The sequence below is a fragment of the Enterococcus sp. C65 genome (genome assembly GCF_040887165.1).
GTDB classification, from domain to species: domain Bacteria; phylum Bacillota; class Bacilli; order Lactobacillales; family Enterococcaceae; genus Enterococcus_B; species Enterococcus_B hirae.
The window spans coordinates 201,951-227,601 of sequence record NZ_JBFOFG010000003.1 but is presented as its reverse complement, the minus strand read 5'-3'; the positions used below and the strand labels follow the sequence as shown (position 1 = coordinate 227,601).

The window sequence follows — 25,651 nt, the reverse complement described above, 5'->3', positions numbered from 1 at the left end:
TTCTTTTTTATTACATATCAGTAAAAGAGTGGCTGCTTCTAGCAATCCGAAGCAAGCCACTCATTTTGATTATTTGTCTTTTTCTCCTAAACCGACACGATCAAAGATCACATCCACATTTTTCAAGTGATGATGGTAGTCAAATGCGTCATCGATCTCTTCTTTTGATAAAACAGAAGTAACCGTTGGATCCTCTTCAAGTAAAGGTCTAAATTGAACTTGATGATCCCATGCATAAGCTGTTTTAGGTTGAACCAAGTCGTAAGCTTCTTCTCTGGTCATACCTTTGTCAATCAGTTTCAACATCACACGTTGACTATAGATCAAGCCAAAAGTAGCTTCCATGTTACGTTTCATATTCTCAGGAAAGACCGTCAGATTTTTTACGATATTTCCAAAACGATTCAACATATAGTCCAATAAAATTGTTGTATCAGGTAAAATGATTCGTTCTGCTGACGAATGAGAGATATCTCTTTCATGCCACAACGAAACATTTTCATAGGCTGTGACCATATGACCACGAATCACTCGAGCAAGTCCAGCCATGTTTTCTGAACCGATCGGGTTTCGTTTATGAGGCATTGCTGAAGATCCTTTTTGTCCTTTAGCGAAGAACTCTTCTACTTCTCTCGTTTCTGATTTTTGCAAACCACGGATTTCTGTTGCAAAACGTTCGATGCTGGTAGCAATCAATGCCATAGTCGCAAAGTACTCTGCGTGGAGATCACGTGGGAGCACTTGCGTAGAGATCTCTTGCGGACGAATCCCTAATTTTTCACACACATATTCTTCAATAAATGGCGGAATGTTCGCAAATGTTCCTACCGCTCCTGATATCTTACCTGCTTCAACACCTTTGGCTGCATACTCAAAACGTTCAATATTTCGTTTCATTTCTGAATACCAAGTAGCTAATTTCAAGCCAAATGTCGTTGGTTCAGCATGAACGCCATGCGTTCTTCCCATCATCACTGTGTACTTATGTTCTTTAGCTTTTTCACCAATAATTGCCGTAAAACGTTTCAAATCATCTCGTAAAATATCATTTGCTTGTTTGATTTGATAGCCATAAGCTGTATCCACGACATCAGTACTCGTTAAGCCGTAGTGGACCCACTTACGTTCTTCGCCTAATGTTTCAGAAACTGCTCGAGTAAAGGCAACAACGTCGTGACGTGTTTCCTTTTCAATTTCCAAAATACGTTCAATATCAAAAGATGCATGTTCACGAATTTTTTTGACATCTTCTTTAGGAATTTCTCCTAATTCTGCCCATGCTTCGTCAGCTAAAATTTCTACCTCCAGCCAAGCTTGGTATTTGTTTTGTTCTGTCCAGATATTGCCCATTTCAGGTCGTGTATAACGTTCTAACATCAATTTTTCTCCTTTAATCCCAAATATTGGTTTTCTTTATTTCATCCAAAGTTTGTTGAATGTCTTCAGTTACGATAGTAATATGCCCCATTTTACGACCTTTTTTCGCTTGTGCTTTCCCATAAAAATGAAATTGCCAATCTGGTTTTTTATCGATCAAATGATAGCTTTCTAATAACTGCTCGCCCAATACATTGACCATCACTGCCTCACTCAATAAACGGACTTTTTTACTTAATGGCCAACCACATATTCCCCGAATATGGGCATCAAATTGACTCATCGAGCATGCTTCAATGGAGTAATGCCCTGAGTTGTGAGGTCGTGGTGCTAATTCATTCACATATAAACCACCAGTTTTTGTTAAAAACATTTCAATGCAAAGTACGCCAGATAAGCTCATTCCTTCAGCGATGACTCGAGCGATCCGCTCTGCTTCTTCAACAACCTCATCAGCGATTGCTGCTGGTGCAATCGTTTCATGTAAAATGTTGTTGCGGTGGATATTTTCGACCACTGGAAATGTACTATAATCCCCTTGTCCGTTTCCAGCAACTAAGATCGAGATTTCTTTTTCAAAGGGGATCCATGCTTCCAATACACAGGTCCCTTCCCTTAGTAAATCCATTGCTGGCGCAAGGTCTGCCCGACTTTTCAAGACGTATTGTCCCTTGCCGTCATATCCACCTCGTGTCGTTTTCAACACACAAGGATAACCAATACCATCAATGGCATCTTGAATATCGGTTGGACTAACAATTGTCGCATAAGGGGCAATAACGATATTATTCGTTTCTAAAAAAGATTTTTCTAAAAGACGATCTTGGGTGATCGCCAATAAATCAGTTCCTTGAGGAATAAACGACATAGAAGAAATGGCATTTAATGCTTCCACACTGACGTTTTCAAATTCATACGTGATAACATCTGTTCGTCTAGCAAGTTCTTCCAATGCAAAAGTATCATCGTATGTTCCTTGAATATACCAATCAGCTACTTGAGCTGCTGGACAATTCGTTACAGGATCAAGAACCCCTACTTTAAAGCCCATTTCTTTTGCACTGATCGCCATCATCCGTCCTAATTGTCCGCCACCGACAATTCCGATCGTTGATCCAGGCAACAAAGGTTTAACCAAGTTGATCACTACTTTCTATCACAGTTTCAGCTAACATTAACCGTCTTTTCGCTAACTTAGCCTCCAACTTTAAATCATACATTGAAAGCATCTCAACCGCAAGTAGTCCAGCGTTAATTGCCCCCGCTTTTCCAATCGCCGTCGTTGCCACAGGAACACCACCAGGCATCTGGACAATAGATAATAGCGAATCTAATCCGTTCAATGTTCGTGTTTGTACCGGAACGCCAATTACTGGTAAGGTTGTTTGAGAAGCCACCATTCCTGGCAGATGAGCGGCTCCACCTGCTCCAGCAATGATCACTTTGATTCCCCTTGCTCGTGCTTCTTTGGCATACTGAAACATCAAATCAGGTGTACGATGCGCAGAGACGACTTTCTTTTCATAAGCCACCTCAAACTCTTCTAGAATCTCGCAAGTATTTTTCATCGTTTCCCAATCAGATGTACTCCCCATAATTACCGCAACCTTGATTGTCATACATTTCTCCTTTCTCTACTTTCACATTCATATTTTAGCAATCGGTTTTTTTGATGTCAAAGAATTTTCGAATATTATAAAGATTTTCAGCTCCAACGTTCGGTATTTATATCAGAGAAAAAACGAGAGTGAGACAATAGTTCTTTCTCAAAAAGAAAATAAGTTCGATTTTGATGTTTATTGTCAAAATCGAACTTATTTTTTCTGTTATGCGCACTTTCCTCTCCATATATTTTCCTAATTTTCTTAAATTTAATGCCATCAGTGCCAAACCAATACCAATCGTTGCTCCTTGTTTTCCACGTAAATGGAAACAATGGAACACCAAGCTAGCCTTTAGATATCCGAACGCGGGTTCGACATCCATTTTTCGTTTCCGATAAATCGAACCAGTTTTCTCCTCTAGAAGCTTTTTTCTGCATTCTGCTTTGAAATAGCGCCAATTATTATTTACTTGAATTTTTCGATTTTGTTCACTTTTCGCACGCGTACATTGACGACGGACTGGACAGTTCCGACAATCCTCACATTCATAGATTTTGAAATCTCGAATAAAGCCACCGTTATCTATTCTGCGACTATAATTTTTGAACGGTACCGGACGATTCGCTGGGCAAATATAGGTGTCTTGTTCTTCAAGATAACGCCAATTCTCCACGTTAAACGGATTCTCCTTGTCCTTCTTTTTATTTTCTTTGTGGTAACTTCCATAGGTAATCGAGGGGATTTTATGTAAAACATCGTTGATATACATGTCAATTTCTTCGCTACCATACCCTGCATCTGCCACAATGTACTCCGGCAACTCCTTATGTTGGTCTAAAAAACTATCTAAAAATGGCTTCAATGTTTTGGTGTCTGTGGGATTCGGAAATAATTCATAGCTAAAAACATACTGATTTTCGGTGGTGATTTGTAAATGATAACCTGGTTTGAGCTGTCCATTTCGCATATAATCGTCTTTCATCCGCATAAAGGCGGCATCAGTAAATGTTCTACATCTAGTGGTAAAGTTGTTTGGTTGATGGTATTATTTTTAAACATAAAGCACACTCCTTTGATTTTTTTTAATCACTTGAATCATACAAGGTTGTGTGCTTTTTGTGTGCCTTAAAATCAAAAAATGGGACAATAATCAGATTTTTTCTGACTATTGTCCCACTCTCTAATCTTAGTATGTTTTTGTAAATGGAAACAATAAATTTCGTGGGAACTATCATATCCTTTGTATAGATTTATGTAATTATCCATTATACAAGTAGAAGAAAAGAGTAATTTTTCATCTTTTCCTAACAAAAGAAATTATTAGAATATAACAATAATCTTAACGTGTTAAGATTGAACTATGAATAAAAATAGAGGAGTGAAGATATGGAAGAATGGTATGAAGGGTTTTACTTTACAAAAGATGAGATTAACAGCCAAAGAAAAATAACTGAAAAAGCAAAACAAGCCCTTAATGTGAAACATGAATATTCATCAGCGAGCAAAGTGGCGAAAGAAAACTACGAAAAAGAAAATAAATGCTTGGAATATATGAAAAGTCATCATCAAGAAGAAAAGGATCAACCAGCATTTAGCGCAAAAGAAATAAATACAGCAAAAGCACAAATGGATAAATTGGAAATGCAGCATGCTCGGATATCCGATCCTTTTGGCAATGAAGCATTAAAAATATCAGAAAAACTTAAATATGCCAAAAACAGATACAATCATATGGAAAACATAAATAAACCCAAAGTACAACGACAGCAACAAGCGAAAGAGGCAGAACAAGCAACGGCTAATTTGGGCATGTTACAAGCAAAGAGAGAACAAAGAGGAGAACCTGATGATAAAAAAATTAAGGTGTATATGGACAATTTTAAAAAGTCAAACAACCAGTTAGAAGCAAAATACAATAACTTAACGACTAACAGTCCTGATAAAAATGGAAAACTCAAAGAAAACCAATTTGAGGAAATCACAAACACTGTGCAGTATGTTAAAGATAATAAACATAAAATGTCCCTGCTAGATAAAGAAGTGCCTGACATCCAAGATAAATTAAGTAAAGAAGAAAAGAGCCGAAAGAACATAAAAAATCAAATAAATGAAATAGATAATTCGTCATTTTTCAATAAAATTATAGTGTATTTTACAGGAGAAAAGAGAGATTTAACGAAAAAGTTAGACACAAAAGATCAAAATATAGCAATGTATAAGGGTCAATTGAGTACGATATCTGAAGATAAAGCAGCATATATAATGGAGAGTGAAGCAGCAATAGATAAAATGTTACCCATAAGTCAAGAAAAACAAGCTAAGCTTAATGCTTTAAAAACGAATCTCAAAACTTTGATGAATGAGGTGAATCATTTATCTAAAAATACACAAGTAACCCAACAAATTGATCCCAAATTCAAGGATGATTTGACAAACTTAGAAAATTCGAATAAAATACTTTCGGAAAAAATTAATAATTCAATAAAAATAGTTCAAAATTTAGCTGACCAAAAAAAGGAATTTGCAACAATGAGGGGGCAAAGTACATTTATTGATCTAAAAGATAATGCGAAGGAAAAACAAAGTGAAATTTTAAGTCAAGGGAAACAAACTGAAAAAAGTAAACAACCAGATAAATCAGAGCGGGGTTCCTCTTTTGCATAGCATAAATAGCATATAATAAGTATAGAATATTGATTTTAGCGTATACATAAAGAAATAAACTAGAACGAGGTTGAGACAAAGGTATTTAGCGTCAAGAAATAAGCAGGAATTTCCAAAATTTGCTTTTCAACTTTTTGGTCAATCCCTGCTTATTTTTCGAAGATGTTACTTTTGTCTCAGTCTCATTTTTAGGACGATTCAAGTTATTTTTTTGCTAATGCTTCTTCAATAATCTCTTCATCTTTTTTCAACCCGTTAAAAATAAGATTCAAAACGATCGCTGTCACGCTACTCATGACGATCCCATTCCCCGTAAACATTTGAACTGTTGGGGGTAATTGGCTAAATAAAGTCGGCATAATATTGAATCCTAAGCCAAAACCAATCGAAACAGCAGTAATCAAGAGATTTTTGTCATTCGTAAAATCAACTTCCATCAACATCCGAATACCTTGAACAGCAACCATCCCAAACATGACTAACATGCCGCCACCTAGAACTGGCTCTGGAATGATTTGTGCCAAAGCACCTATTTTAGGAAATAATCCAAGAATAATCAAAAAAATTGCAGAGAAATAAATTGGCTTTCTTGTCTTGATACCAGAAAGTTGGACTAGCCCAACATTTTGAGAAAAACCAGTGTAAGGGAATGTATTGAAAATCCCACCTAAAATAACCGCCAGACCTTCGGCACGATAGCCTTTTTTCAATTCTTCTTCGCCCACTTTTTGTCCAGTGATATCCCCTAGCGCAAAGTAAACACCTGTTGACTCTACCATACTCACAATAGAAATAATGATCATCAACAAGATCGACCAGACATCAAAAGTTGGTTTTCCAAAATAAAAAGGTTGAGGTACGTGAAAAACAGGCGCTTGACCAATCGCACTTAAATCCACCATTCCCAGTACAGCAGCTAAAATACTCCCGCCAACTAAACCGATCAGTACAGCAATCGAGCGAACAAAACCTTTAGCCAACATTTGCACTCCGACGATCAGTGCAATTGTAACGAAAGCTAGTAATAAATTGGTTTGATTTCCAAAATTAGTCGCAGATGAATCGCCACCGCCCATTTTTTCGATTGCAACTGGAATCAACGTCAATCCAATCACGGTAATGACTGTCCCAGTCACGATCGGTGGAAATAAACGTTTGATCTTTGAGAAAAATCCAGACACTAAAACAACAAAAATACCAGAAGCGATAATCGAACCATAAATTGCCCCAACACCTTGGTCGCTCCCAATAAGGATCAGTGGTGCAACTGCTTGAATAGCACAACCTAAAACAACTGGCAACCCAATACCAAAAAAACGATTAACCGTCAATTGTAATAATGTTGCTAAGCCACACATAAAAATATCAATCGAGATCAAGTACGTCATTTGCTCTTGATTAAACCCTAGTCCCGTACCGATCAGCAAAGGAACAGCAACTGCCCCAGCATACATTGCTAAGAGATGTTGTAAACCTAATACTGCGGCTTGGCCATTTTTTGTTTCTTTCTCCACCTTTATGCATCCTCCTCAAGAAATTCAACTTGTCCGTTGGATAATGCCGCAATTCGTGCCAATGAAACAACTTTCAAGCCCATTTCTTCTAATAGCTGACGGCCATCTTGGAACGATTTTTCAATCAGGATGCCGATCCCTTCGACTCCTGCACCTGCTTGGCGGCACAATTCAACCAACCCTTTCGCCGCTTGACCGTTCGCTAAGAAATCATCAATGATTAAAACCTTGTCCTCTGCAGATAAAAATTTACGAGAGATAGAAATCGTACTAGTCACTTGTTTTGTAAAGGAATAAACAGAAGTAGTCAACAATTCTTCATCCATCGTCAAGCTTTTGGCTTTTCTGGCAAAAATCATTGGTACATTTAATGTCTGCGCCACAAATAAAGCTGGTGCAATTCCAGAAGCTTCAATCGTTACCACTTTAGTGATTCCTTGATCTTTGAAAACTTCCGCAAATCGTTGCCCTATTTGTTCCATTAATACCGGATCCACTTGATGTGTCACAAAGCTATCTACTTTTAAGACGCCTTCACCTAGCACACGGCCATCTTTTTGAATACGTTCCACTAATTCTTTCACTTTATTTGCCCCTTTTTCATTTATTGATATCAAAGCTAACCACTATTCGACCTCATGGATCACCCTTTCAAGGTTTCAAGCTCGTGCGAAATACGCAGAAATGCCTGCTTTTTAAACAAAAAAACCCTTTTACTAAATAAGTAAAAAGGGTGCAAGACACTCTTTCACTTATAGTCCAGCATTTACGGTGCTGGCTAGAAACTGTCATCCTTATCATGACGATATATAAGTGGGCTATATCACTACGTTCCTTCGATCCTCTTAAGAAACAAAATAGTGATCTATTTTGCTCAAGTAGTCTAGAAGTAGCTTTAATAAAATGTGTTGATTGGTTCAAGCATTCATAATCGTTGGTTGGCACTTTCAATGTTAGCTGTTGTTCCAAACGATGAAAACAGTTTAACATCTGTTTCAGAAAGTGACAACCAACTTTCACTATTTTTTTCTAAAATCTAATATTTTTGATCTCATTCAGCAAGGTTGTTCGGTATTTCTGACAGAAATAAAGAGAAAAAAGAGAATTTACGTGAGTGCCACGATTTTTTCTCTTTTTTGACTTGTTTTTGATTTTTATGATTCCTCTTGCTTTTCAAGTTGTCGATACTTTTCCATTTTACGACTAAATAATTCCCCGTTACTTGGAGGAGTATAGGTAATAGCGTTCGCTCCAGCTTTGATCGTATCCAAGATGCTTTGATCTGTTGGACCACCAGTAGCAATAATCGGTAGTTCCGGATACTTTTCTCGGAAAAATTTTACCGTTTCAGTTGTTTCTTTCCCTGCACTGATATTGATGATCGTAATACCTGCTGCCAATTTTTCATCGATTTCTGTATATTTCGATGTCACTGTACTAATCACTGGGATATCCACTGCACGACAAACTTCTTGAACTGTTTCAAGTGGTGTGGGCGCATTTAAAACGACTCCTAACGATCCTTGCGCTTCAGCGAATAAGCTCATGTAAGAAGAGCGCGTGCCTTGCGTTAGACCTCCGCCAACACCTGAAAAGACTGGAATGTCTGCTGCTTCGATAATACTTTTAGTGATTGCAGGATGCGGAGTAAATGGGTACACAGCAATCACGGCATTTGCATTTGTATTACGGACAATTGCTATATCAGTAGTAAAAATAATCGATCGGATCAGTTTTCCAAAAATCTTAATACCACTTGCCTCCATAATGACCTCAGGTACTCTAACGATATCTTTTCGTAGCTCGGTCATAATTTCAGGGGTAAATTGCTCTGCCATCTTGCCACTCCCTTTTTCATAGTTATTGATCATATTGATCCAAGTGATAGGTTTCAATGACTTGGATAATTTTTTGTGCGTAGGAAGGGTCAGTTGCGTAGCCTGCGTCTTGCAGTGCTTGGGCAGCTTCACGATAGTTCGTAGCCGTGATCACTTTTTCATATAATGCTGGATTCCAATCTACCCCATTCACAAAAAGTTGTGTGTGAGAGTCCATCGATTGTTCCCATGAATCATACACACGAAAATCTCCTTGGATCGTGACCCATTCTTCATTCACAAATTCCTTTGTTTCTAAATTGACCTTTTTTTGATCACCATATGCTTTAATTCCAAAAAGATTATTGTATTGACTGGCTAACGTACTCTCGCCCCAGTTTGATTCAAGAATTGCCTGACCTAAAATGATACTTGGGAGAACGCCATAGCCGGTTTGTAATTCTTTCGCATGAGGAGCTAATCGATCAATAAATTGTTGATGCGTTTGTGCCTCATTGTTATTCTGTTCTTGCCCAACAAGAGGCGCTGACAAGCCTCGTAAAGAGAGAACAAAAGCTATCATCAACAATATTCCACCAAAAATCACAGCAATCAAGCGTAATGAATTACGTTTTTGTTTCTTCCATTTTTTTTTGGCCATTCACTACTCCTATTTCTTTTGTAATTGTTCTAAGTATTCTTCTAATGTGATATCATGTTTCGAAATATAGGCCGCACTTTCTTCTCCAACATAACGTAGGTGCCATGGTTCATACGTGATTTTTGTAATATCTTGACGATCTTTAGGATAACGTATGATAAATCCATATTTAGGCGCATTTTCAGCAATCCATTTTGCCCCTGGTTGATCTCCATAACTTGCCTCTAAAAGCTGTGAAGGATAATTATTATACCAATTTTCATCCACTACATCGACCGCTAAGCCTGTATGATGTTCGCTATGTCCAGGGACGGTGATTGTTTGTTTCGTGATTGCTGTCGCCTCTTCCTCTGAAACATGTTGACTACTCATCACTTCTTGGACATTTTGTGTAAACACCTGTTGCTGTGCTGCAACCGAACGATATGCGGAGACCATCACTAAAGGAAAACCTGCAGATTGTGCTGCTTTCGCAAAATCTTCATAATGGGATTCGATACGTTTATCGATCAAATAACCATTGGGCAGTGATGCCAGCTGCGTGTCTTCATTGATTTCTTTTTCGATTTTATGATCAGGTCCTACCAAGACAAGATCCCAATCGGTCGGTTGAACCTTTGGTAAATCTTCACTTTTTTTGGTAGAATCCTTCACTTTAGTTTCTTTGGAACTCTTTGTTGTCTGTTTGGTTACTTGTTCAGTTGTTTGATTTTCTGCTTGGACGTCAGATTTCATGTGTTGCTCGCTTACAAAGATGTACCCCATTGCGGCAACCATGATCACAACTGCTCCAAACCCTAAAACTTTATTCACTCTTAAAAATCCTCTCATTCCTTTTTATGTTCATTTTTTTCATGAACATAGGTTTCTTCTAAATTCTCGTTTACCCAATCCAACAGTTCCAATTTCTCGCCTTCGATCTGTCTTTGAACGTCTGCAGGTAATCGAAAGTTCAAGATGTCGTCATAACCCCATTCATCATAATTAATACTTACCTTCAAGTCAAGGAACCCTGTAAGATATTGATCGTTTTTTAATGGAATCAATTCGACTTTGGCAGGACCATCCGTTAACCATTTTTGAGCGATTCTCGTTTTGATTTGTTTATACTCTGCCACTGCAGTCGTCCTTTTCTCAGGGAAAATGATCGTTTGTCGTAAAATCTTTTGCGTAAGCATCCATTCATAATCAGTAAACAGGTTTTTGATTTTCTGCATGGTTTCAGATGGAAGGTTCTTCTCTCCTCGTTTCCAGCCTTCCCACTGCGCTTCGTCAATTACTAAATAGTCCTCTAAAAAATTCTTTTCTGTTGCGTACTGTTCCAGTAATACACTAAGAATCAAATCAACATAAACTTGATGCATAAAAGTTTCCCCCTCTACTCATTTTACTTAAATTTCAAAAAAATTCACTACGACTTTACTTTTTCTTATTAAAGTACTCTAACACAAATTTTAACGATTCATTTGGTATAATTAAACAAGGACAATAGCATTTTTTCATTTCATTCACTATATTAAATATAACACGAGAAGGAGTTTTGAAGTATGAAAAAGTATCAATGGGGAATCATTGGCTTAGGAAATATTGCACATGAGTTTGCGGAACATTTTGACCAAGAAACAAGCGAGTTGGCAGCAGTTGCTTCACGAACAATAGATAAAGCAGAAGCATTTGCACAACGCTATCATATTCCTAAAGCATATGGTAGTTATCAAGAAATGCTTACTGACCAAGAAATCGATATTATTTATATTGCCGTTCCCAATCGTCAACATAGTCAACATATCATGGAAGCATTAGCAGCGAATAAGCATGTTTTATGTGAAAAAGCGATCACCATGAATAAAAAAGAACTGACCGAAGCAATGAAATTAGCAGAAGAAAAGAATCTAGTGTTAGCAGAAGCGATGACGATTTTCAATATGCCATTGTATCAACAGTTACGTTCTTTGATCGATACAAACAAGCTTGGGGCATTAAAAATGATTCAAGCACCATTTGGCAGCTATAAAGATCCCGATCCAACCAATCGCTTTTTCAATCCTGAATTAGCTGGTGGTGCTTTATTAGATATTGGGACATACGCCGTCTCGTTTGCTCGTTTCTTTTTGAGCTCTCAACCAGAAGTTATTGCATCAACAATGGTACCATTTGAAACAGGTGTGGATGAACAGTCAGTGACTATTTTAAGGAATAAAGAAAATGAGTTAGCAACGATCAGTCTGACTTTCCAAGCCAAAATGCCTAAAGTGGGAATCGTTGCCTTTGAAGAAGGCTATATCACCATCACCGATTACCCTCGTGCGGATCGTGCGGAGATCATCTTCAATGACGGGACAAAAGAATGGATCGAAAGCGGCAGCACCGCGCAAGCCATGAATTATGAAATCGAAAATATGGTCAAAACTATTAAAGGCGAACTCCCTAACCGTTCGTTGTTTCTGACCCACGATGTCATCGAGATCCTTGATGGGATGCAAAAACTTTGGCAAAAATAAGCTCCTTGAAATAAGCCGGAATTTTTCAACACATGAAAAGCTGTTTAAGCAACGGAGACATCTCCAATGCTTAAACAGCTTCTCTTTATTTCATTCATTGAACTGAATAATTTAACCAATCGATTGTTGCGAGAATTCCGCTTTGATTTCAATAAAGCTCTTAAAGGATTGCAAAAATTGAAACAATTCTGCTCGATCTTCAAATTCTAAACGTTCTTTGGGCATAGCCATGTCCCGATATAGTTCGTAGACTTCTTCAATCCGCTTCAATAATTCTTTTCCATCATTTTTTTCGGAAAAAGTTTCTGCAGTATAAACCAACAAGCCGTAAATATGCTTGCCATAAGGAACCGGATCTTGGATTCGATCCAGATTTCCCTGCATATCTTTGATCACGTTGATTTGGGTTCGACGCATGGAAAAATACGTTTCATAGTATTGCGTTTGTTTCACCCAGTAATTCTCTTGGTACTTCCTAGCATCGCTCTGACTTTCTCTTACAAAAGCCAACAATTTATCACAAAGCAGTTGATTGTTGGTATTTCTTCCAGTCAGTAGGAAATCAGCCATGTTGTTTAAAATGATACGAAACTCTTCTTCGATCAATTGTTGATTTTTTTGTAGCTGTTTTTTGATATCCGGCATATAGATATTCGCTACTAGTGCAAAAAAGACACCGATAGCCATTAAACTTGCTGCATTACCGATCAACGACCAACTCATATTTTTTTCACTTAAATAGTGTGTGACTAGCACAGAATTTACGACAATTCCATCCGTCAATTTTAACCCAACAGTCAGAGGAATAAACAGTAGTAGGAACAAGCCAAACCCCAAGATCGTATAATCAAAAATAAAAAAACTAATAAAAGCAATCACAGTCGCTAAAATAAATGCCGCAATCCTTAACATCCCAGTTCTTAAAGTTGAACGCTTCGTGTTGCCCACACTTAACAAAGCAATGATTCCTGCTGAAGGCCAAAACAATAATGAAAACATTTGGGCGGTAACCATGGACAACATACTACTAACCACTGTTTTCACGGTCCTCATTCCGATACGCATAAGCAACCCCTCTCTTTTCTTAGAATTATACTAAAAGACTTAGCTAAAAACTAGCAATCTCTTTAAAAGTTCGTTATCCTATTAAAAAGGACTAAAAGGAGAATAAGCGATGGAATTTGGCCGTTTTCGTTTAGGAATGCGAACAATAAAAAGCGCATTAGCAGTTTTTTTATGTATTTTATTTTTCCACGTCACTGATCGAGGACTACCGATGATTGCTGCATTGTCAGCTGTTTTTTCCTTGCGCCAAGATTTAACCACTACTGTTTCCTTTGGTCGTTCAAGAATCATTGGCAATTCAATCGGCGGCTTTCTCGGAATCATCTATTTTTTAGTAAAGAACTATTTTCACAATGATTTTTTAGTGGAATTATTTCTGCTGCCGGTTCTAGTGGTCATCGTCATCGTGGTATCTGACGGAATCAATAATAATTCTGGGATCATCTCAGCAATCGCCACTTTGTTGTTGATTGCCCTGAGCGTTCCTCAAGGCGAATCCTCTTTATATGCGATCCAACGAGTCTTAGACACATTCATTGGAACCTTTATCGCCATCGGAATCAATTTCTTTCTCCGTCCACCTGAGACAGAAAAGAAAGAAGAGCTTGTAGAAGACTTAGTTGAGCTGCAAAAAAAAGAAGCGTTGCTTAGAGAAAATTTGGCAGAAGTCGAAGAACAGATCAAAAAACACAAAAATAGCTAATACATAAATAAACAAACCAGTCTCTTCAACATGAAAGAAACTGGTTTGTTTATTTTTCTAACTAATTTAAACAATAGTTATTCTGCTTGATCGGGTTGTTCCCCGTTTTCATAGAGATTAACTTGTTTCATCGTTCCACGATTAGAGAGATTTTCGATAATGTCTTTGATATCTAATCCTGTTGTTTCTTTCAACGTTTCTTGAGTGGAAGCTAAAAGATTGGTAGCATAGTTAGTCACCCGGTTTGCTCCGCCATTTTCGCTTGACCCGTTACTGGTATCAACCACTGAGATTTTCTCAATGTTTCCTAATGGTTGTGCTGCTTCTTTCATTAATTGTGGTAACATCTCGATTACCATACTCAAGACCGCTGCTTCCCCATATTCTTTGAACGCATCTGCGATTTTGGCTTTGGCTTCAGCTTCGGCCGCTCCTTTGGCTAAAGTCGCTTCCGCTTCCGCTTGACCAGCTAACCGGGTTTTATTGGCTTCGGCTTGTGCCAGTGCTTCAACGCGGAATTGTTCAGCTTCGGCTTCAGTTACTTCTTTTACCTTTTGAGCTTGTGCTTCTTGTTCTTTGGCATAACGATCCGCATCGGCTTTTTTCTTCACTTCTGAATCGTATTGTTTCTCACGACGAATGATTTCTTTTTCTTCTAATTCAATTTGTTTTTGTCGTTCAATGACTTTTACTTCCATTTCTTGTTCAACAACATGTTGTTGCGCCCGAGCGCTTTCCAAGTTATAGGCTTGGTCTGCTTTGGCTTTTGCAATATCTTGTTCTTGCTTGTAAGAAGCTAGTTTTAATTCTTTTTCTTTGATTGATTCTGCAATTTCCGTCTGTCTTTGTAGTTCCGCTGCTTGAGAATCTTTTTCAGCTTCTGCTTTTTTAATACGTGTTTCTTTTAACGCTTCTGCTTCCGCAATATCTGCGTCACGTTTCACTTGGGCGATCCGTGGTTTCCCTAAAGAATCTAAGTAACCGTTTTTATCACGGACTTCTTTGATCGTAAACGAAACAATGATCAATCCCATTTTCGCTAAATCAACAGATGCTACTTCTTGAACGCTTTGACTAAATTTGTCGCGGTTTTGATAAATTTCTTCTACAGTCATCGAACCCAAAATGGAACGAAGATGCCCTTCCAAAACTTCTCTTGCTTCATTTTCAAGTTCCTCACGTGTTTTACCTAGAAACTGTTCTGCAGCAGTCGCAATCTCTTCCACTGAAGAACCAATCTTGATGATCGAGGTGCCATCACACATCACTGGTACCCCTTGTTCAGTATAGACTTCTGGCGTCGAAACATCTAACTTGCTTGACAAGAGACTGATCCGATTCGAGCGTTGGAAAACTGGTAAAACAAATGCCCCGCCACCACGAACGATTTTGATTTTATTATTACTTTCATCTGCGTGGACATTTTTACTGCCTAAATAACTCCCGCTAATAATTAATGCTTCATCTGGTTTGGCAGTTTGATATTTTGCTACAAAGACGATCAGTAACATTAAAATGATCAAGACTGCAATAGCAATTGCGATATAAACTCCTGATATTTCCATTTCTTATACACTCCTTCATATTTTTAGCATGCCTTCATAAGGCGTTACATAACAAACTCTTTCTTTTACTTCAATGATCAAGACCTGTTCCCCTTGCTTAGCTGGTGAACTTTGTGGGGCATAAAAGCATGCAGGTCGCGTAATCGAACCAGTCACAATTTTTAATTGGATCTCTCCCATCCCTTTTAATGGTATGGGTGTAACTACGATCGCCATCTGTCCTTCAAGAGTTTTTTCTGATGCAGACAACGTACTTTCAGCATTTTTCATCGGCATTCGGACATAAAAATTGAGCAAAAACACTAAAACAGTTGCAATCGCCCCACTTGAAATCAATAGAAACAGCGAATCTAATTCTGTTAAGCGCTCTCCTAAATACCCAAACAGGCTGGTAAAAGTTAGCCAAGGGACAATGAGTATCGGGTCTATTGGACCATCGAAATCAAAAATATCTCCAAAGACTAGCAGAAAAACTGCAATCCCCGCACAAGTTAAAAGTGTATACCAATAAATCGTCTCTAATGCCACCCCTCCAATCATGTAATCGCCTCCTCCTCTGTTTTGTTCTATCATACCAATAGAATAACTTTCTGTATAGTTTGATCGATAATTTTGTTTTACCAATTTCCCAATGACAATTTAGCCAGTGGGGCGGACACCCCACCGGCAACAAAAGAACTTTGATGCGATCGTTTATTATTTTTGTTCGCTTCTTTTCTTTAAAAAGAAAATGGCTCATGCATCTAGTTTGTGAGTTGATTTTACCGTCATCCCTACAAAAGCTTTCTCTAATTCAACAAGAAGGAATAAAACCAATCCAGGTAGTAAACTGATGCTTACTTCTTGGACAGTCAATGAAACTGTCCCAATCGCAATTTTTAATGGTGGGAACACTAACATCAATCCTTGTAAGAGGATCATCGCTCCAATCGAATAGAGTAATGCCCGATTTTCAAAAAGATCTTTTGTCAGACTAAATTCAGTCACTCTTCGACAATTAACCATGTAGAAGGCTTGTCCAAAAACCATCGCATTGACCAGAACGGTTTGTTTCGTTTCAGCAGGAACAAAATCCATTGCAACGAACCCTAAAATAGTCATGATGATCCCAACATATAAAATACGCAAAAGTGCATATTTTGATAGGATTTTTTCGTTAATTGGTCTCGGTGGACGATTCATAACATCTTGATCTGCTTTTTCAAAACCCAATGCGTATGAAAGGGTGATCGAAGCGACTAGATTTAACCACAAGATTTGTACAGTAGTTAAAGGTAATGGGAAATTTCCTACCAATGAAAAGAGCAACAGTAATCCTTGGGCTAAACAAGTTGGCAAATAAAAGAGAATCGTCTTTTTCAAATTATCAAAAATACGTCGTCCTTCTTTCACGGCTTTTGCAATGGTCTCAAAATTATCATCTACCAACACCATGTCTGCTGCCTGTTTGCTAACATCGCTCCCTTTGATTCCCATAGCGATCCCGACATCGGCTTTTTTCAAAGCTGGCGCATCATTAACGCCGTCCCCAGTCATTCCAACAATTTCATCTTGTTCTTGGAGATAGGTCACAATAGCCAATTTATGTTCAGGTGTCGTCCTAGCAAAAACATCATTCTCACGGACAGCGATCTTCCATTCTTCTTCTGTCAATTGATCTAGTTCCGTTCCCGTAATCGCCGATTTAGCATTTTTTAAACCTAATTCCTCAGCGATCGCTTTTGCTGTTGCTTGATGATCGCCAGTGATCATTTTTACTCTGATCCCTGCTTGTTGCATTTCCTTGACTGAAGCAATAGCTGATTCCTTTGGCGGATCAATGATGCCACTAAGTCCAATCATCACTAGCTCATTCGTTAATTCTTCATGTGACAATTCACGATCCTTTAACTCTTTCATTGCAAACGCTAAGACACGTTGGCCTGTTTGCGCTAATTGTTCGTTTTTTTGTAACCACATAGCATAATCTATCTGTTGTTGTCTTCCATCTGATCCCAGTTCATATTGCACTTTATTCAGTAAAACATCTGGCGCACCTTTCACAAATAAGATCCTTTTTCCTGCAATCTCATGGACGGTCGCCATATATTTGTAAGCTGAGTCGAAAGGGATTTTATCAACGACTGGATAAAGTTCGATCGGTTGTTGATTGGTCCATTTTAATAAAGCTAATTCCGTGGCATTACCTGAAGTTGGACATACTCCTTGAGTTAGTTGGGTTTCTTGACAATTATGCATCGCTTCAACAAGCCAAGTCTCATTTTTGGTCCAGTTTTTTTCTTCAAGCATTTCCACCCCATAGTTCGCTTCTCTAGTCGCTAAGCTAACCAATGTCATTTCATTTTTAGTCAGTGTTCCTGTTTTATCTGAACAAATTACTGTCATTGCCCCTAACGTTTCAACTGTAGGTAGATTTTTGACGATTGCTTGTTTCTTTGCCATCCGATTGACACCCGAAGATAAAATAATCGTTAAGATCGAAGGAAGTCCTTCTGGGATAGAAGACACGATCAAGGCAATGACAGCTGTCGCTATATAGCCCCAAGTCATGCCATAATAAAAGTAGGATACGGTAGATAGCAATAAAATCAACGCAGCGATTCCTTTAAATATACTAGTATTCATTTCCTTGATCTTCTTCAATAAAGGCGTTTCTTGTTCAGAGATCGACCCTAATGAAGTGCTGATTTTTCCAATTTCTGTAGCAGTTCCGACAGCGACTACGATCCCTATTCCTCTACCTGATTCCACTTTAGTCCCAGAAAAAGCCATATTTGTTTGTTCCGCTAAAGGTGTCTCAAGCGGTAACGGGTTGGTCGTCTTTTGGATCGCATGGGTTTCTCCAGTAAGAATTGCTTCATCGATTTGTAAATTGAACGTTTCACTCAAACGAACATCTGCAGAAACGATATCTCCAGCAGCCAATACGAGTTGATCACCCACCACTAAATCAGCTGGTGCAATCTCTTTTTGCTGTCCCTTTTCGATGATGACTGCTTTTTCACTAAGTAATTCCGCAATGCTGTCTAAAGATGAAGCTGCCTTTCGCTCTTGTAAATAGCCGATCAGCGCATTTAAGAAAACAACTAAAAAAATCATACTGCCTTCAATATATGCGCCTGTAAAAAGCTTAACGATCGCAGCTCCTAGTAAAATGTACATCAGTGCATCATGAAAGTAAGAAAGAAATTTTTTCCATTCTGGAACTTTAATACCATTTTCTAAGACGTTTCTTCCATACTTAAGTTGTCGTTCGTTCCTTTCTTGTTCGTTCATTGCTTTTTTTACCATTAATTTTTCTTTGATTTCTATGATTGATAAGGTGTACCATTCTTTCATTTTTTTCCTCCAATAATTCTTACTGATCAAATCATAAAGGTTAGAGTGACTCTAAGGTCAAGAAAAATTTAAGCAAATCTATCTATGTAGAATAAGAAAATCAATTCCATTCACATTTCCCCCACGTTTCGTAGTAAAATAACCTTACTTAAAATGACTGATCAATGGAAGTGATGATTTGAAAATCAATGAATTAGCAAAGCTCTATGATATTACAGCCCATACTTTACGCTATTATGAAAAATTAGGTTTGATTACACCGGATTATGATGAAAATGGCTATCGAAATTATTCTTACGAACACATTGAACAACTGAATACCATCCGTGACCTACGTTATTTTGACGTCTCCATTACTGAGATCGCCGATTATTTGAAGCAAAAAGAAATCAGCAAGACAAAAGAATTATTAGCTTTTGAAATCGAGGCACTTCATCAACTCATCAGTGACTCACAAAAAAAAATCGAGCTTTTAAAAGAACGTGTCCAGTTAATTGAAGAAGCAGAGAACATAGACTATCAAGAAGTGCTATTAGTGCAGCAACCGAAAAGACTGATTCTTAAAGCTTCTACGGTTGCGACGGATGAACAAATCGACTTTTCGTTAAAAGAACTTCATAAAAAATACGAACCTTTATTAAGCACTAATAATCAAAATCTTTTTGGTAGTATCATCCATTTAGAAGAAGATCCTTTTACCTATCAAGTATTTTATTTTTGTCCTGACCTTACGATTAAAAATGAGGATGCTGAGATACTCCCTGCTGGAAATTATCTTAGTTATAGTTTTAAAGGTGACTATGAACAAAGGAAGAAAGGAATTGCTACCATCATGAACTACCTGACTACCCATTCGCTTCATAGAGCCAGTCCATTTTATGAATCTTATCTGATTGATTTTCACGAAACGAATAAGCCAGAAGAATATGTGACGCGTTTAGAAATTTTAGTTGAATCGTAGCTTTGGATAACTAAGTATTTATACAAGAAAAAACTACGTCTGAGTTTGACATCAGACATCAAACTCAGACATAGTAACTCTTTTATAAATCAAGAATAAAAATTTGCTACTAAGTGCTACGAATCAATAAATGTGAAGACTTCAAGTAAGCCCCCGCAAGCTTCGTCATTTTTGACCGTAATATGCATGCATCCCATGTTTTCGATAGTAGTGCTTATCTAAAAGATATTGTGGAATAGATTGCATAGCAGGATTAATTTTTTCATTTTCTTTAGCCATTAAGCATATTTCGTCTAAGATCAAGCTATTCTCTACCGCCTTTGCAGGGGTTTCACCCCAAGTAAATGGGCCATGTCCATAAACGAATACACCAGGAACTTCAGTGGGAGCTAATTGTCTCTCTTGAAACGTTTCAACAATCACATGACCAGTGTTTCTTTCATAAGCACTTTTAACTTCTTTTTCAGTTAATTGCCGTGTGCAAGGAATCGTTCCATAAAAAGCATCCGCATGAGTTGTTCCATAGGCAGGCAAGTCTCGACCAGCCTGCGCCCACATGACTGAATGAGTGGAGTGCGTGTGGACGATAGCATTGATTTTTTCAAAAGCTTGATACAAAATCACATGAGTCGATAAATCAGAAGAGGGCTTCATCCCATCTTCTTCTAGCGGATTTCCAGCTAGATCAGTCACTACCATTTGTTCGGGAGCCATCTGTTCATACTTTACACCACTTGGCTTGATCACGATCACCCCAAGCGCTCGATCAATCTCACTGACATTGCCCCAAGTCAACTTAACTAGTCCATATTGAGGTAGTGCCAAATTTGCTTCATAAACACGTTGTTTCATTTCTTTAATGATCGGATTACGCAAACTCATAACCTGCCTCCTTTAGCTTCGGATAAAGATAGCTCTTTGCTGCTGCGATTTCTTTTTTAAAATCCGGATTTTTTTCACTCCACATTTCAATTAAAAATGACCCATTATAATTCATCTGTTTGAGTTTCTTTAACAAACCATCAAAGTCAACACAGCCTGCGCCAAAAGGAACATCACGAAATTGACCTGATGATTCAGTTGTTACTGGATAGGTATCCTTTAAGTGGATGGAAGAAATCCAATTGATCCCTTTTTCTAGTTCACGTTCTGGATCGTTTTCTTGCCAAGCCGAAAGGTTACCAAGATCTGGGTAGACTTGAAGATATGGTGAATCAATCTGGCGTTTGATTTCTAAAAATTTAGTGATTGAATTCATAAATGGATCATCCATAATTTCAATTGACAAGATTATTCCATATTCAGAAGCTATTTTGACGCTTTCTTCAAGTCCTTCAATAAATAATTTTCGTGATAGCCTTGTTTTTTTTTCATAATAGACATCGTATCCGGCTACTTGGATAATTTTGATACTTAAGCGCTGAGCAAGTCGGATCGCTTTGACCATCAATTCTTTGGCTTTTATCCGATACGCTTCATTTGAAGAGCCAAAAGGAAACCTGCGATGACCACTCAGACAAATGGAATTGATCCGTATACCCGTCTCTTTCATGTCTTTGCGTATTTGATTGATCATCTCGTCAGACCAATTGAGTCGAGCTAGGCGTTCATCTGTCTCGTCAATCGACATCTCAATAAAGGAAAAGCCAAGTTCCTTTGCTAATAAAAAGCGCTCTTTCCAAGAGATATCTTTTGGTAGTGCCTTCTCATAAATTCCGATTTGAGCCAAGTCTATTCCCCCCAAATGCGAATCATTTCTTGTTTAAAATCATTGGCTGCTTTTGCAGGATCGTCCGCACTAGAAATCCCTCTTCCAGCTATAAAAGTTTCCACTTCAATCCCTGCGAATAATTTCAATGTTTCCACGTTTAATCCACCTGTCACAGAAACTGCAAAGCCCATTTCTATCAATTTCTTTACTTTTGTCAGATCCCGTTCTCCCCAAGTTTCACCAGAAAGTAATGCATCTCGACTTTGATGATAGATCACCTGTTGGATACCGATCCTCCGCCATTCAGCTGCTTGTTCATAGGTCCAATCCCCATACAGTTCGACTTGCAATGCCTTCACTTCTTTTTGAGCTGCTTCCATGGTTGGCAGAGTAGCACAGCAGATAACAGTCATAAAATCCGCACCGGCATCAGTTACATTTTTGGCTACCGTTCCCCCGGCATCCGCACATTTTGTATCAGCAACAATTGTTTTCCTTGGAAACATGCTACGAATACAGCTGATGGCTTTGCGCCCCTCTTGCAGACATAAAATGGTTCCAATTTCAATAATATCGACAATATCCCCTACTTGAAATACATCAGCTAATGCTTGTTCTAAATCATTATGATCCAAAGCAATCTGTAATTTTGGTCTGCTCATTTTGTCTTCCTCTTTTATTTAGATTTTTGATACAACGCTGATTCAGCAAATTTTTCACCAATTTCTTTGGCTGACATGACATTTTTAATGCCAATCACTGTAATTCCTTTTTTCTCTGCTTGGATAAACATATTCAAAAAATTGACTGGTGTAAAAACGACATCATACTGAGTCGCAGAACTTTTTCCTTCAGAAATTGCACAATGATGGATTTTGGTAATTGACACACCTAGTTCTTTCATTGCCTTTTCGACGCTTCTCATCATCATCAAACTTGTTCCCGACCCGTTTGCGCAAGATACTAAAATTCTCATTATGTTTTCCTCCTATGTGTTCATTTTAATTTTATTGTTGTATTTAATTCTCGTTGTGATATTTTTCTGCATATTGATCATAATCATCGACGATCAAAAAGTACCCGTCTGGATTTTTACGGTATTGTAATTGTGGAATAATCAATAGCCCAACCACGACTAATGCGATACCAACATACCCCAAAAACTTCATCATTACAGTAAATAATGGCCAAGCAGTGGCCCAGTCAAACATACCGAGATAGCCACCATATTTTGACATGCCGATCCAAGTTGCAAAAACGGCCGATCCACCAACTTGAATGATTCCAGAAAGAAATGGGAACAGACAGGCGGCTTTGAAACCACCTCGATTGTTGGCAAAAACTGCGATAACTGCATTGTCAAAGAACAGTGGAATAAAACCAGCAATCACGATGGTTGGTGATTTGAACAAAATGAGTAAGGCAATCATCAAAAATTGACCTAAGGCACCAAACAAGAAGCCAATGGTTACGGCGTTAGGTGAACCAAAACCAAAAGTAGCAGCTACGTCAATCCCAGGAACCGCACCTGGTAGGATTGTATTTGAGATCCCTTGAAAAGATTGTGTTAGCTCATCCACGAAAGTACGGACTCCTAATTGTAAAATGGCTAGGTAGACAGCAAAATTCAATGATGTTGTCATAATATAGAACAAGAAACTTTGTCCTTCTTTCATAAACTGTGCTTGAATCAAATAATCTTTTCCTAGCACTAACAAAATAATTCCAAAAAATAAAAGCATTAATAAAGAAGTTGCTACCATATTTTCATTAAATATAGATAAAAAACCTGGTAATTCAATATCTTCCAATTTTTTATCCACTTTTTTAGAGTGTTCTTTTTTTTGATCACGTTTCTTTAAAAACTCGGCTAACTTCGCAAATATATAGATACCAAACATTTGCTGATGTGCCACAGAAAAACCAGCGCCCTCGGTTAACTCCTGGGTGATACCAACTGTTAAATTAGAAGCTACTGCCCAATAACAGCCTAAAATCAGTCCCATAAAAATCAGAACTTGAATTCTTCCTAAAGAGGGAAAACAAAATAATAATATCCAAAAAGCAGTTGCAGATTGTTGAATCTGAACATTTCCAGTTGTAAAAACCGAACGTAATTTTGTATATTTTTGAAAACGAACGAGTAAGATATTCATAACAAAAGCAATCAAAAGTAAAATCATGACATCCCCAAATGTACGACCAAATGTTTCCTCTAATCCAGAGTCAACGGCATTTTGTCCAAAATATGGATCGGTGACCATCGCATCCAGATTAAACCGTTCTTTTAAACCTACTAAAATGGGGCGGAAGTTGTTTACTAATCCTCCTGAACCAACCGTCAAAATGAAGTAACCGACTGTTGCTTTCAAGAAACCAGCAATACACTCATAAAATGGACGTTTCAAGAGAATGTACCCTAGCAGTACAATAAAACCAATCAGATAAGCTGGTTGAGTTAAGATGTTTGTAGCGAAATAAGTCCAAATGCTCAATAAAAAATCAGCCATTCTTTTTTCCTCCTATAAGTTATACTCTTGCATCACCACTCGATAGTCTTCAATCGAATCGGTATCTGCCAAACGATCAATTAGCCCATCTATCATCAACAACTCAGACAATTTTTGAATATTTTCCATATGCTGATCTACATTTTTGGCTGCTAAAGTAAAGAATAAACTTGCTGATTTTTCTTCTTGGTCGAATTGAATGGGTCTTTTCATTTTAGTGAATGAGATAGCTGTTCCATAAACTCCTTCACTATCTGCTGAAGAATGTGGCATTGCCACTTTGGGAACAATCACGATATAAGGACCATGTTCTTCTACACATTGGATGATTTCATCTACGTAACTTTGATCAATCAACTTTTTATCTAATAATAGTTGACAGCTTTCAGCAACAGCTTCCTTCCAATCAGTAATTTCTTTATCGGAATATTTCACCAAGCCTTGATCCAAAAAATATTTCAACATGTTGTTAGCCTCTTTTCTATAAGAATGACGGGAATGGTGTATCGTTTTCTACAGAAAATACATCCTCAAAACCACGGTAGAAATTAAATTCCAGGTCGTCTTTGTTCGTTGGATAGGTAAACTTGCCTCCTACCTGCCAGATATATGGTTTAAAATCGTACTTCAAGCGATCCTTTTTAAACTTCCATATTTCGGTAATTTCTTTTGGATCAGCCATAAAATTTGCCCAGATATCATAATGAACAGGGATGACTACTTTAGCCTTTAATGACTCAGCCATTCGCAACATATCGACAGAAGTCACTTTATCCGTGATACCTCGTGGATTTTCACCATATGCACCTAGGCAAACATCAATAGTATGTTCGTTCCCATGTTTCGCAAACATATTAGAATAATGAGAGTCTCCAGCATGATAAATATTTCCACCCGATGTTTCAAATAGATAATTCACAGCGATCTCATCCATTTCTTGAGGTATTTTCCCTTTTAAAGTTTCCTCTGGATCTTTACAAGTGACTAATGCTGTACGGTCAAATGCTTCTAAAGCAACGATAGTTACATCCTCAATTTTGACTTCATCTCCTGGTTTGACGATTATCGTTTTCTCTTTTGGAATTCCCCAGTTCAACCAAGTATTTACTACTTCTTGAGGACCAATGAATTTTGCATTCGGACAATTTTGATGAACAGCAGCTGCTGTATTGATATCCAAATGATCCGAATGGATATGCGTGACAACTAAAGCGTTTACACTTTTCATTTCAAAAGGGTCAATCACAAAAGGTTGCGTCCGCAAGTTCGGTTGCATTTTTTGAACCCCACTCATTCGCATCATCTGATGCCCTTTTTTCATCATCCCATTTCCATGACTACGTTTACCTGTCCCACACCATAAATCACACAAAATATTTGTCCCTTTATGCGTCTTTAACCAAATCCCGGTACAACCTAACCACCACATCGCAACCGTTCCTTCTTTTACTTCCTCTGCTTCGATCTCTTCATTCAAGTAGGTACCCCATTCAGGAAATGTTTCTAAAACCCAATTTTCTTTTGTGACATCATTGACATGTTTGCTCATTGTAATGCTCCTCTCAAGAACTTTCTTTTGTTGACATCTAAATCATAATATGCGGCGTCAAACATGAAAACCCTTTTATATGAGTGTTTATTATTTATATGATCGTTTTT

Annotated in this window: 24 protein-coding genes, 1 pseudogene and 1 riboswitch; of the genes and pseudogenes, 4 read left to right on the top strand and 21 right to left on the bottom strand. The window is 37.9% G+C overall.

Annotated elements, in window-relative coordinates:
* Positions 1–69: 69 nt before the first annotated feature.
* From purB to AB3I12_RS04665, 4 genes and pseudogenes are all read right to left on the bottom strand, one after another.
* Positions 70–1,377 carry an adenylosuccinate lyase gene (gene purB, locus AB3I12_RS04680; protein ID WP_063626987.1) on the bottom strand — a complete coding sequence of 436 codons (1,308 nt, stop codon included), beginning with the start codon at positions 1,375–1,377 and terminating at the stop codon, positions 70–72.
* 13 nt (positions 1,378–1,390) lie between these two features.
* On the bottom strand, positions 1,391–2,515 hold the full coding sequence (purK, locus tag AB3I12_RS04675; RefSeq protein WP_172595681.1) for a 5-(carboxyamino)imidazole ribonucleotide synthase: 1,125 nt from the start codon (positions 2,513–2,515) through the stop codon (positions 1,391–1,393).
* A complete protein-coding gene (purE, locus tag AB3I12_RS04670) occupies positions 2,508–2,996 on the bottom strand; it encodes a 5-(carboxyamino)imidazole ribonucleotide mutase (protein ID WP_010719389.1) in 489 nt (162 codons plus the stop codon). The genes purK and purE overlap by 8 nt, the downstream gene beginning before the upstream one ends.
* 106 nt (positions 2,997–3,102) lie before the next feature.
* Positions 3,103–4,032: pseudogene (locus AB3I12_RS04665) on the bottom strand (transposase); the annotation flags it as partial.
* A 335-nt stretch (positions 4,033–4,367) separates the two neighbouring features.
* Here AB3I12_RS04665 and AB3I12_RS04660 point away from each other — a divergent pair.
* On the top strand, positions 4,368–5,645 hold the full coding sequence (locus AB3I12_RS04660) for a hypothetical protein (protein ID WP_063626986.1): 1,278 nt from the start codon (positions 4,368–4,370) through the stop codon (positions 5,643–5,645).
* 203 nt (positions 5,646–5,848) lie between these two features.
* Here AB3I12_RS04660 and AB3I12_RS04655 read toward each other — a convergent pair whose 3' ends face one another.
* The 6 genes from AB3I12_RS04655 to AB3I12_RS04630 form a co-directional block, all read right to left on the bottom strand.
* The gene (locus AB3I12_RS04655; protein WP_010719392.1) at positions 5,849–7,159 is read right to left on the bottom strand and encodes a nucleobase:cation symporter-2 family protein; all 1,311 of its coding nucleotides are present in this window, start codon (positions 7,157–7,159) and stop codon (positions 5,849–5,851) included.
* A 2-nt stretch (positions 7,160–7,161) separates the two neighbouring features.
* Positions 7,162–7,743: a xanthine phosphoribosyltransferase gene (locus tag AB3I12_RS04650; protein WP_010719393.1), complete on the bottom strand. Its 582-nt coding sequence runs from the start codon at positions 7,741–7,743 to the stop codon at positions 7,162–7,164.
* A 151-nt stretch (positions 7,744–7,894) separates the two neighbouring features.
* Positions 7,895–7,992: riboswitch (purine riboswitch) on the bottom strand.
* A gap of 321 nt (positions 7,993–8,313) precedes the next feature.
* Positions 8,314–8,997, bottom strand: a complete 684-nt coding sequence (locus tag AB3I12_RS04645; protein WP_010737428.1) for a hypothetical protein — start codon at positions 8,995–8,997, stop codon at positions 8,314–8,316.
* A 22-nt stretch (positions 8,998–9,019) separates the two neighbouring features.
* Positions 9,020–9,637 (bottom strand): glycoside hydrolase family 73 protein, encoded by a 618-nt coding sequence (locus tag AB3I12_RS04640; protein ID WP_010737427.1) that lies wholly within the window; start codon positions 9,635–9,637, stop codon positions 9,020–9,022.
* Positions 9,638–9,646: 9 nt separating this feature from the next.
* Positions 9,647–10,450 carry a D-alanyl-D-alanine carboxypeptidase family protein gene (locus tag AB3I12_RS04635; RefSeq protein WP_034700361.1) on the bottom strand — a complete coding sequence of 268 codons (804 nt, stop codon included), beginning with the start codon at positions 10,448–10,450 and terminating at the stop codon, positions 9,647–9,649.
* A gap of 14 nt (positions 10,451–10,464) precedes the next feature.
* Positions 10,465–11,001: a hypothetical protein gene (locus AB3I12_RS04630; protein ID WP_014834723.1), complete on the bottom strand. Its 537-nt coding sequence runs from the start codon at positions 10,999–11,001 to the stop codon at positions 10,465–10,467.
* Positions 11,002–11,184: 183 nt separating this feature from the next.
* Between AB3I12_RS04630 and AB3I12_RS04625 the strand changes: the two genes are divergently transcribed.
* Positions 11,185–12,138: a Gfo/Idh/MocA family protein gene (locus AB3I12_RS04625; protein ID WP_063626985.1), complete on the top strand. Its 954-nt coding sequence runs from the start codon at positions 11,185–11,187 to the stop codon at positions 12,136–12,138.
* 111 nt (positions 12,139–12,249) lie between these two features.
* Here AB3I12_RS04625 and AB3I12_RS04620 read toward each other — a convergent pair whose 3' ends face one another.
* Positions 12,250–13,203, bottom strand: coding sequence for an aromatic acid exporter family protein (locus AB3I12_RS04620; protein ID WP_034700359.1), 954 nt, complete (start codon positions 13,201–13,203; stop codon positions 12,250–12,252).
* 109 nt (positions 13,204–13,312) lie between these two features.
* On the opposite strand from AB3I12_RS04620, the gene AB3I12_RS04615 reads away from it, so the two are divergent.
* A complete protein-coding gene (locus AB3I12_RS04615) occupies positions 13,313–13,906 on the top strand; it encodes an aromatic acid exporter family protein (protein WP_010719400.1) in 594 nt (197 codons plus the stop codon).
* 77 nt (positions 13,907–13,983) lie between these two features.
* Here AB3I12_RS04615 and AB3I12_RS04610 read toward each other — a convergent pair whose 3' ends face one another.
* The 3 genes from AB3I12_RS04610 to AB3I12_RS04600 form a co-directional block, all read right to left on the bottom strand.
* Positions 13,984–15,471 carry a flotillin family protein gene (locus AB3I12_RS04610; RefSeq protein WP_010719401.1) on the bottom strand — a complete coding sequence of 496 codons (1,488 nt, stop codon included), beginning with the start codon at positions 15,469–15,471 and terminating at the stop codon, positions 13,984–13,986.
* 15 nt (positions 15,472–15,486) lie between these two features.
* A complete protein-coding gene (locus tag AB3I12_RS04605) occupies positions 15,487–16,011 on the bottom strand; it encodes a hypothetical protein (RefSeq protein ID WP_063626984.1) in 525 nt (174 codons plus the stop codon).
* Between the two features lie 195 nt (positions 16,012–16,206).
* Positions 16,207–18,810, bottom strand: a complete 2,604-nt coding sequence (locus tag AB3I12_RS04600) for an HAD-IC family P-type ATPase (protein ID WP_063626983.1) — start codon at positions 18,808–18,810, stop codon at positions 16,207–16,209.
* A 178-nt stretch (positions 18,811–18,988) separates the two neighbouring features.
* Between AB3I12_RS04600 and AB3I12_RS04595 the strand changes: the two genes are divergently transcribed.
* Entirely contained in the window at positions 18,989–19,771 is a 783-nt protein-coding gene (locus AB3I12_RS04595; protein ID WP_063626982.1) for a MerR family transcriptional regulator, read from the top strand.
* A 165-nt stretch (positions 19,772–19,936) separates the two neighbouring features.
* Here the strand turns inward: AB3I12_RS04595 and araD are convergent, their stop codons facing one another.
* Genes araD through ulaG form a run of 7 tightly spaced genes read right to left on the bottom strand, consistent with a single transcriptional unit; the run spans position 19,937 to position 25,541 of the window.
* Entirely contained in the window at positions 19,937–20,653 is a 717-nt protein-coding gene (gene araD, locus AB3I12_RS04590) for an L-ribulose-5-phosphate 4-epimerase AraD (RefSeq protein WP_010719405.1), read from the bottom strand.
* Positions 20,640–21,500, bottom strand: a complete 861-nt coding sequence (locus AB3I12_RS04585) for an L-ribulose-5-phosphate 3-epimerase (protein ID WP_063626980.1) — start codon at positions 21,498–21,500, stop codon at positions 20,640–20,642. Before AB3I12_RS04585 ends, araD begins: the two co-directional genes overlap by 14 nt.
* 2 nt (positions 21,501–21,502) lie before the next feature.
* Complete coding sequence (locus AB3I12_RS04580) at positions 21,503–22,144, bottom strand: 3-keto-L-gulonate-6-phosphate decarboxylase UlaD (protein ID WP_010719407.1); 642 nt, start codon at positions 22,142–22,144, stop codon at positions 21,503–21,505.
* Positions 22,145–22,158: 14 nt separating this feature from the next.
* Complete coding sequence (locus AB3I12_RS04575; RefSeq protein WP_010719408.1) at positions 22,159–22,458, bottom strand: PTS sugar transporter subunit IIB; 300 nt, start codon at positions 22,456–22,458, stop codon at positions 22,159–22,161.
* Between the two features lie 43 nt (positions 22,459–22,501).
* A complete protein-coding gene (locus AB3I12_RS04570; RefSeq protein WP_063626978.1) occupies positions 22,502–23,992 on the bottom strand; it encodes a PTS ascorbate transporter subunit IIC in 1,491 nt (496 codons plus the stop codon).
* A gap of 12 nt (positions 23,993–24,004) precedes the next feature.
* Entirely contained in the window at positions 24,005–24,457 is a 453-nt protein-coding gene (locus AB3I12_RS04565; protein WP_034866766.1) for a PTS sugar transporter subunit IIA, read from the bottom strand.
* A gap of 16 nt (positions 24,458–24,473) precedes the next feature.
* Positions 24,474–25,541, bottom strand: a complete 1,068-nt coding sequence (gene ulaG / locus AB3I12_RS04560; RefSeq protein ID WP_063626975.1) for an L-ascorbate 6-phosphate lactonase — start codon at positions 25,539–25,541, stop codon at positions 24,474–24,476.
* Between the last annotated feature and the right edge of the window lie 110 nt (positions 25,542–25,651).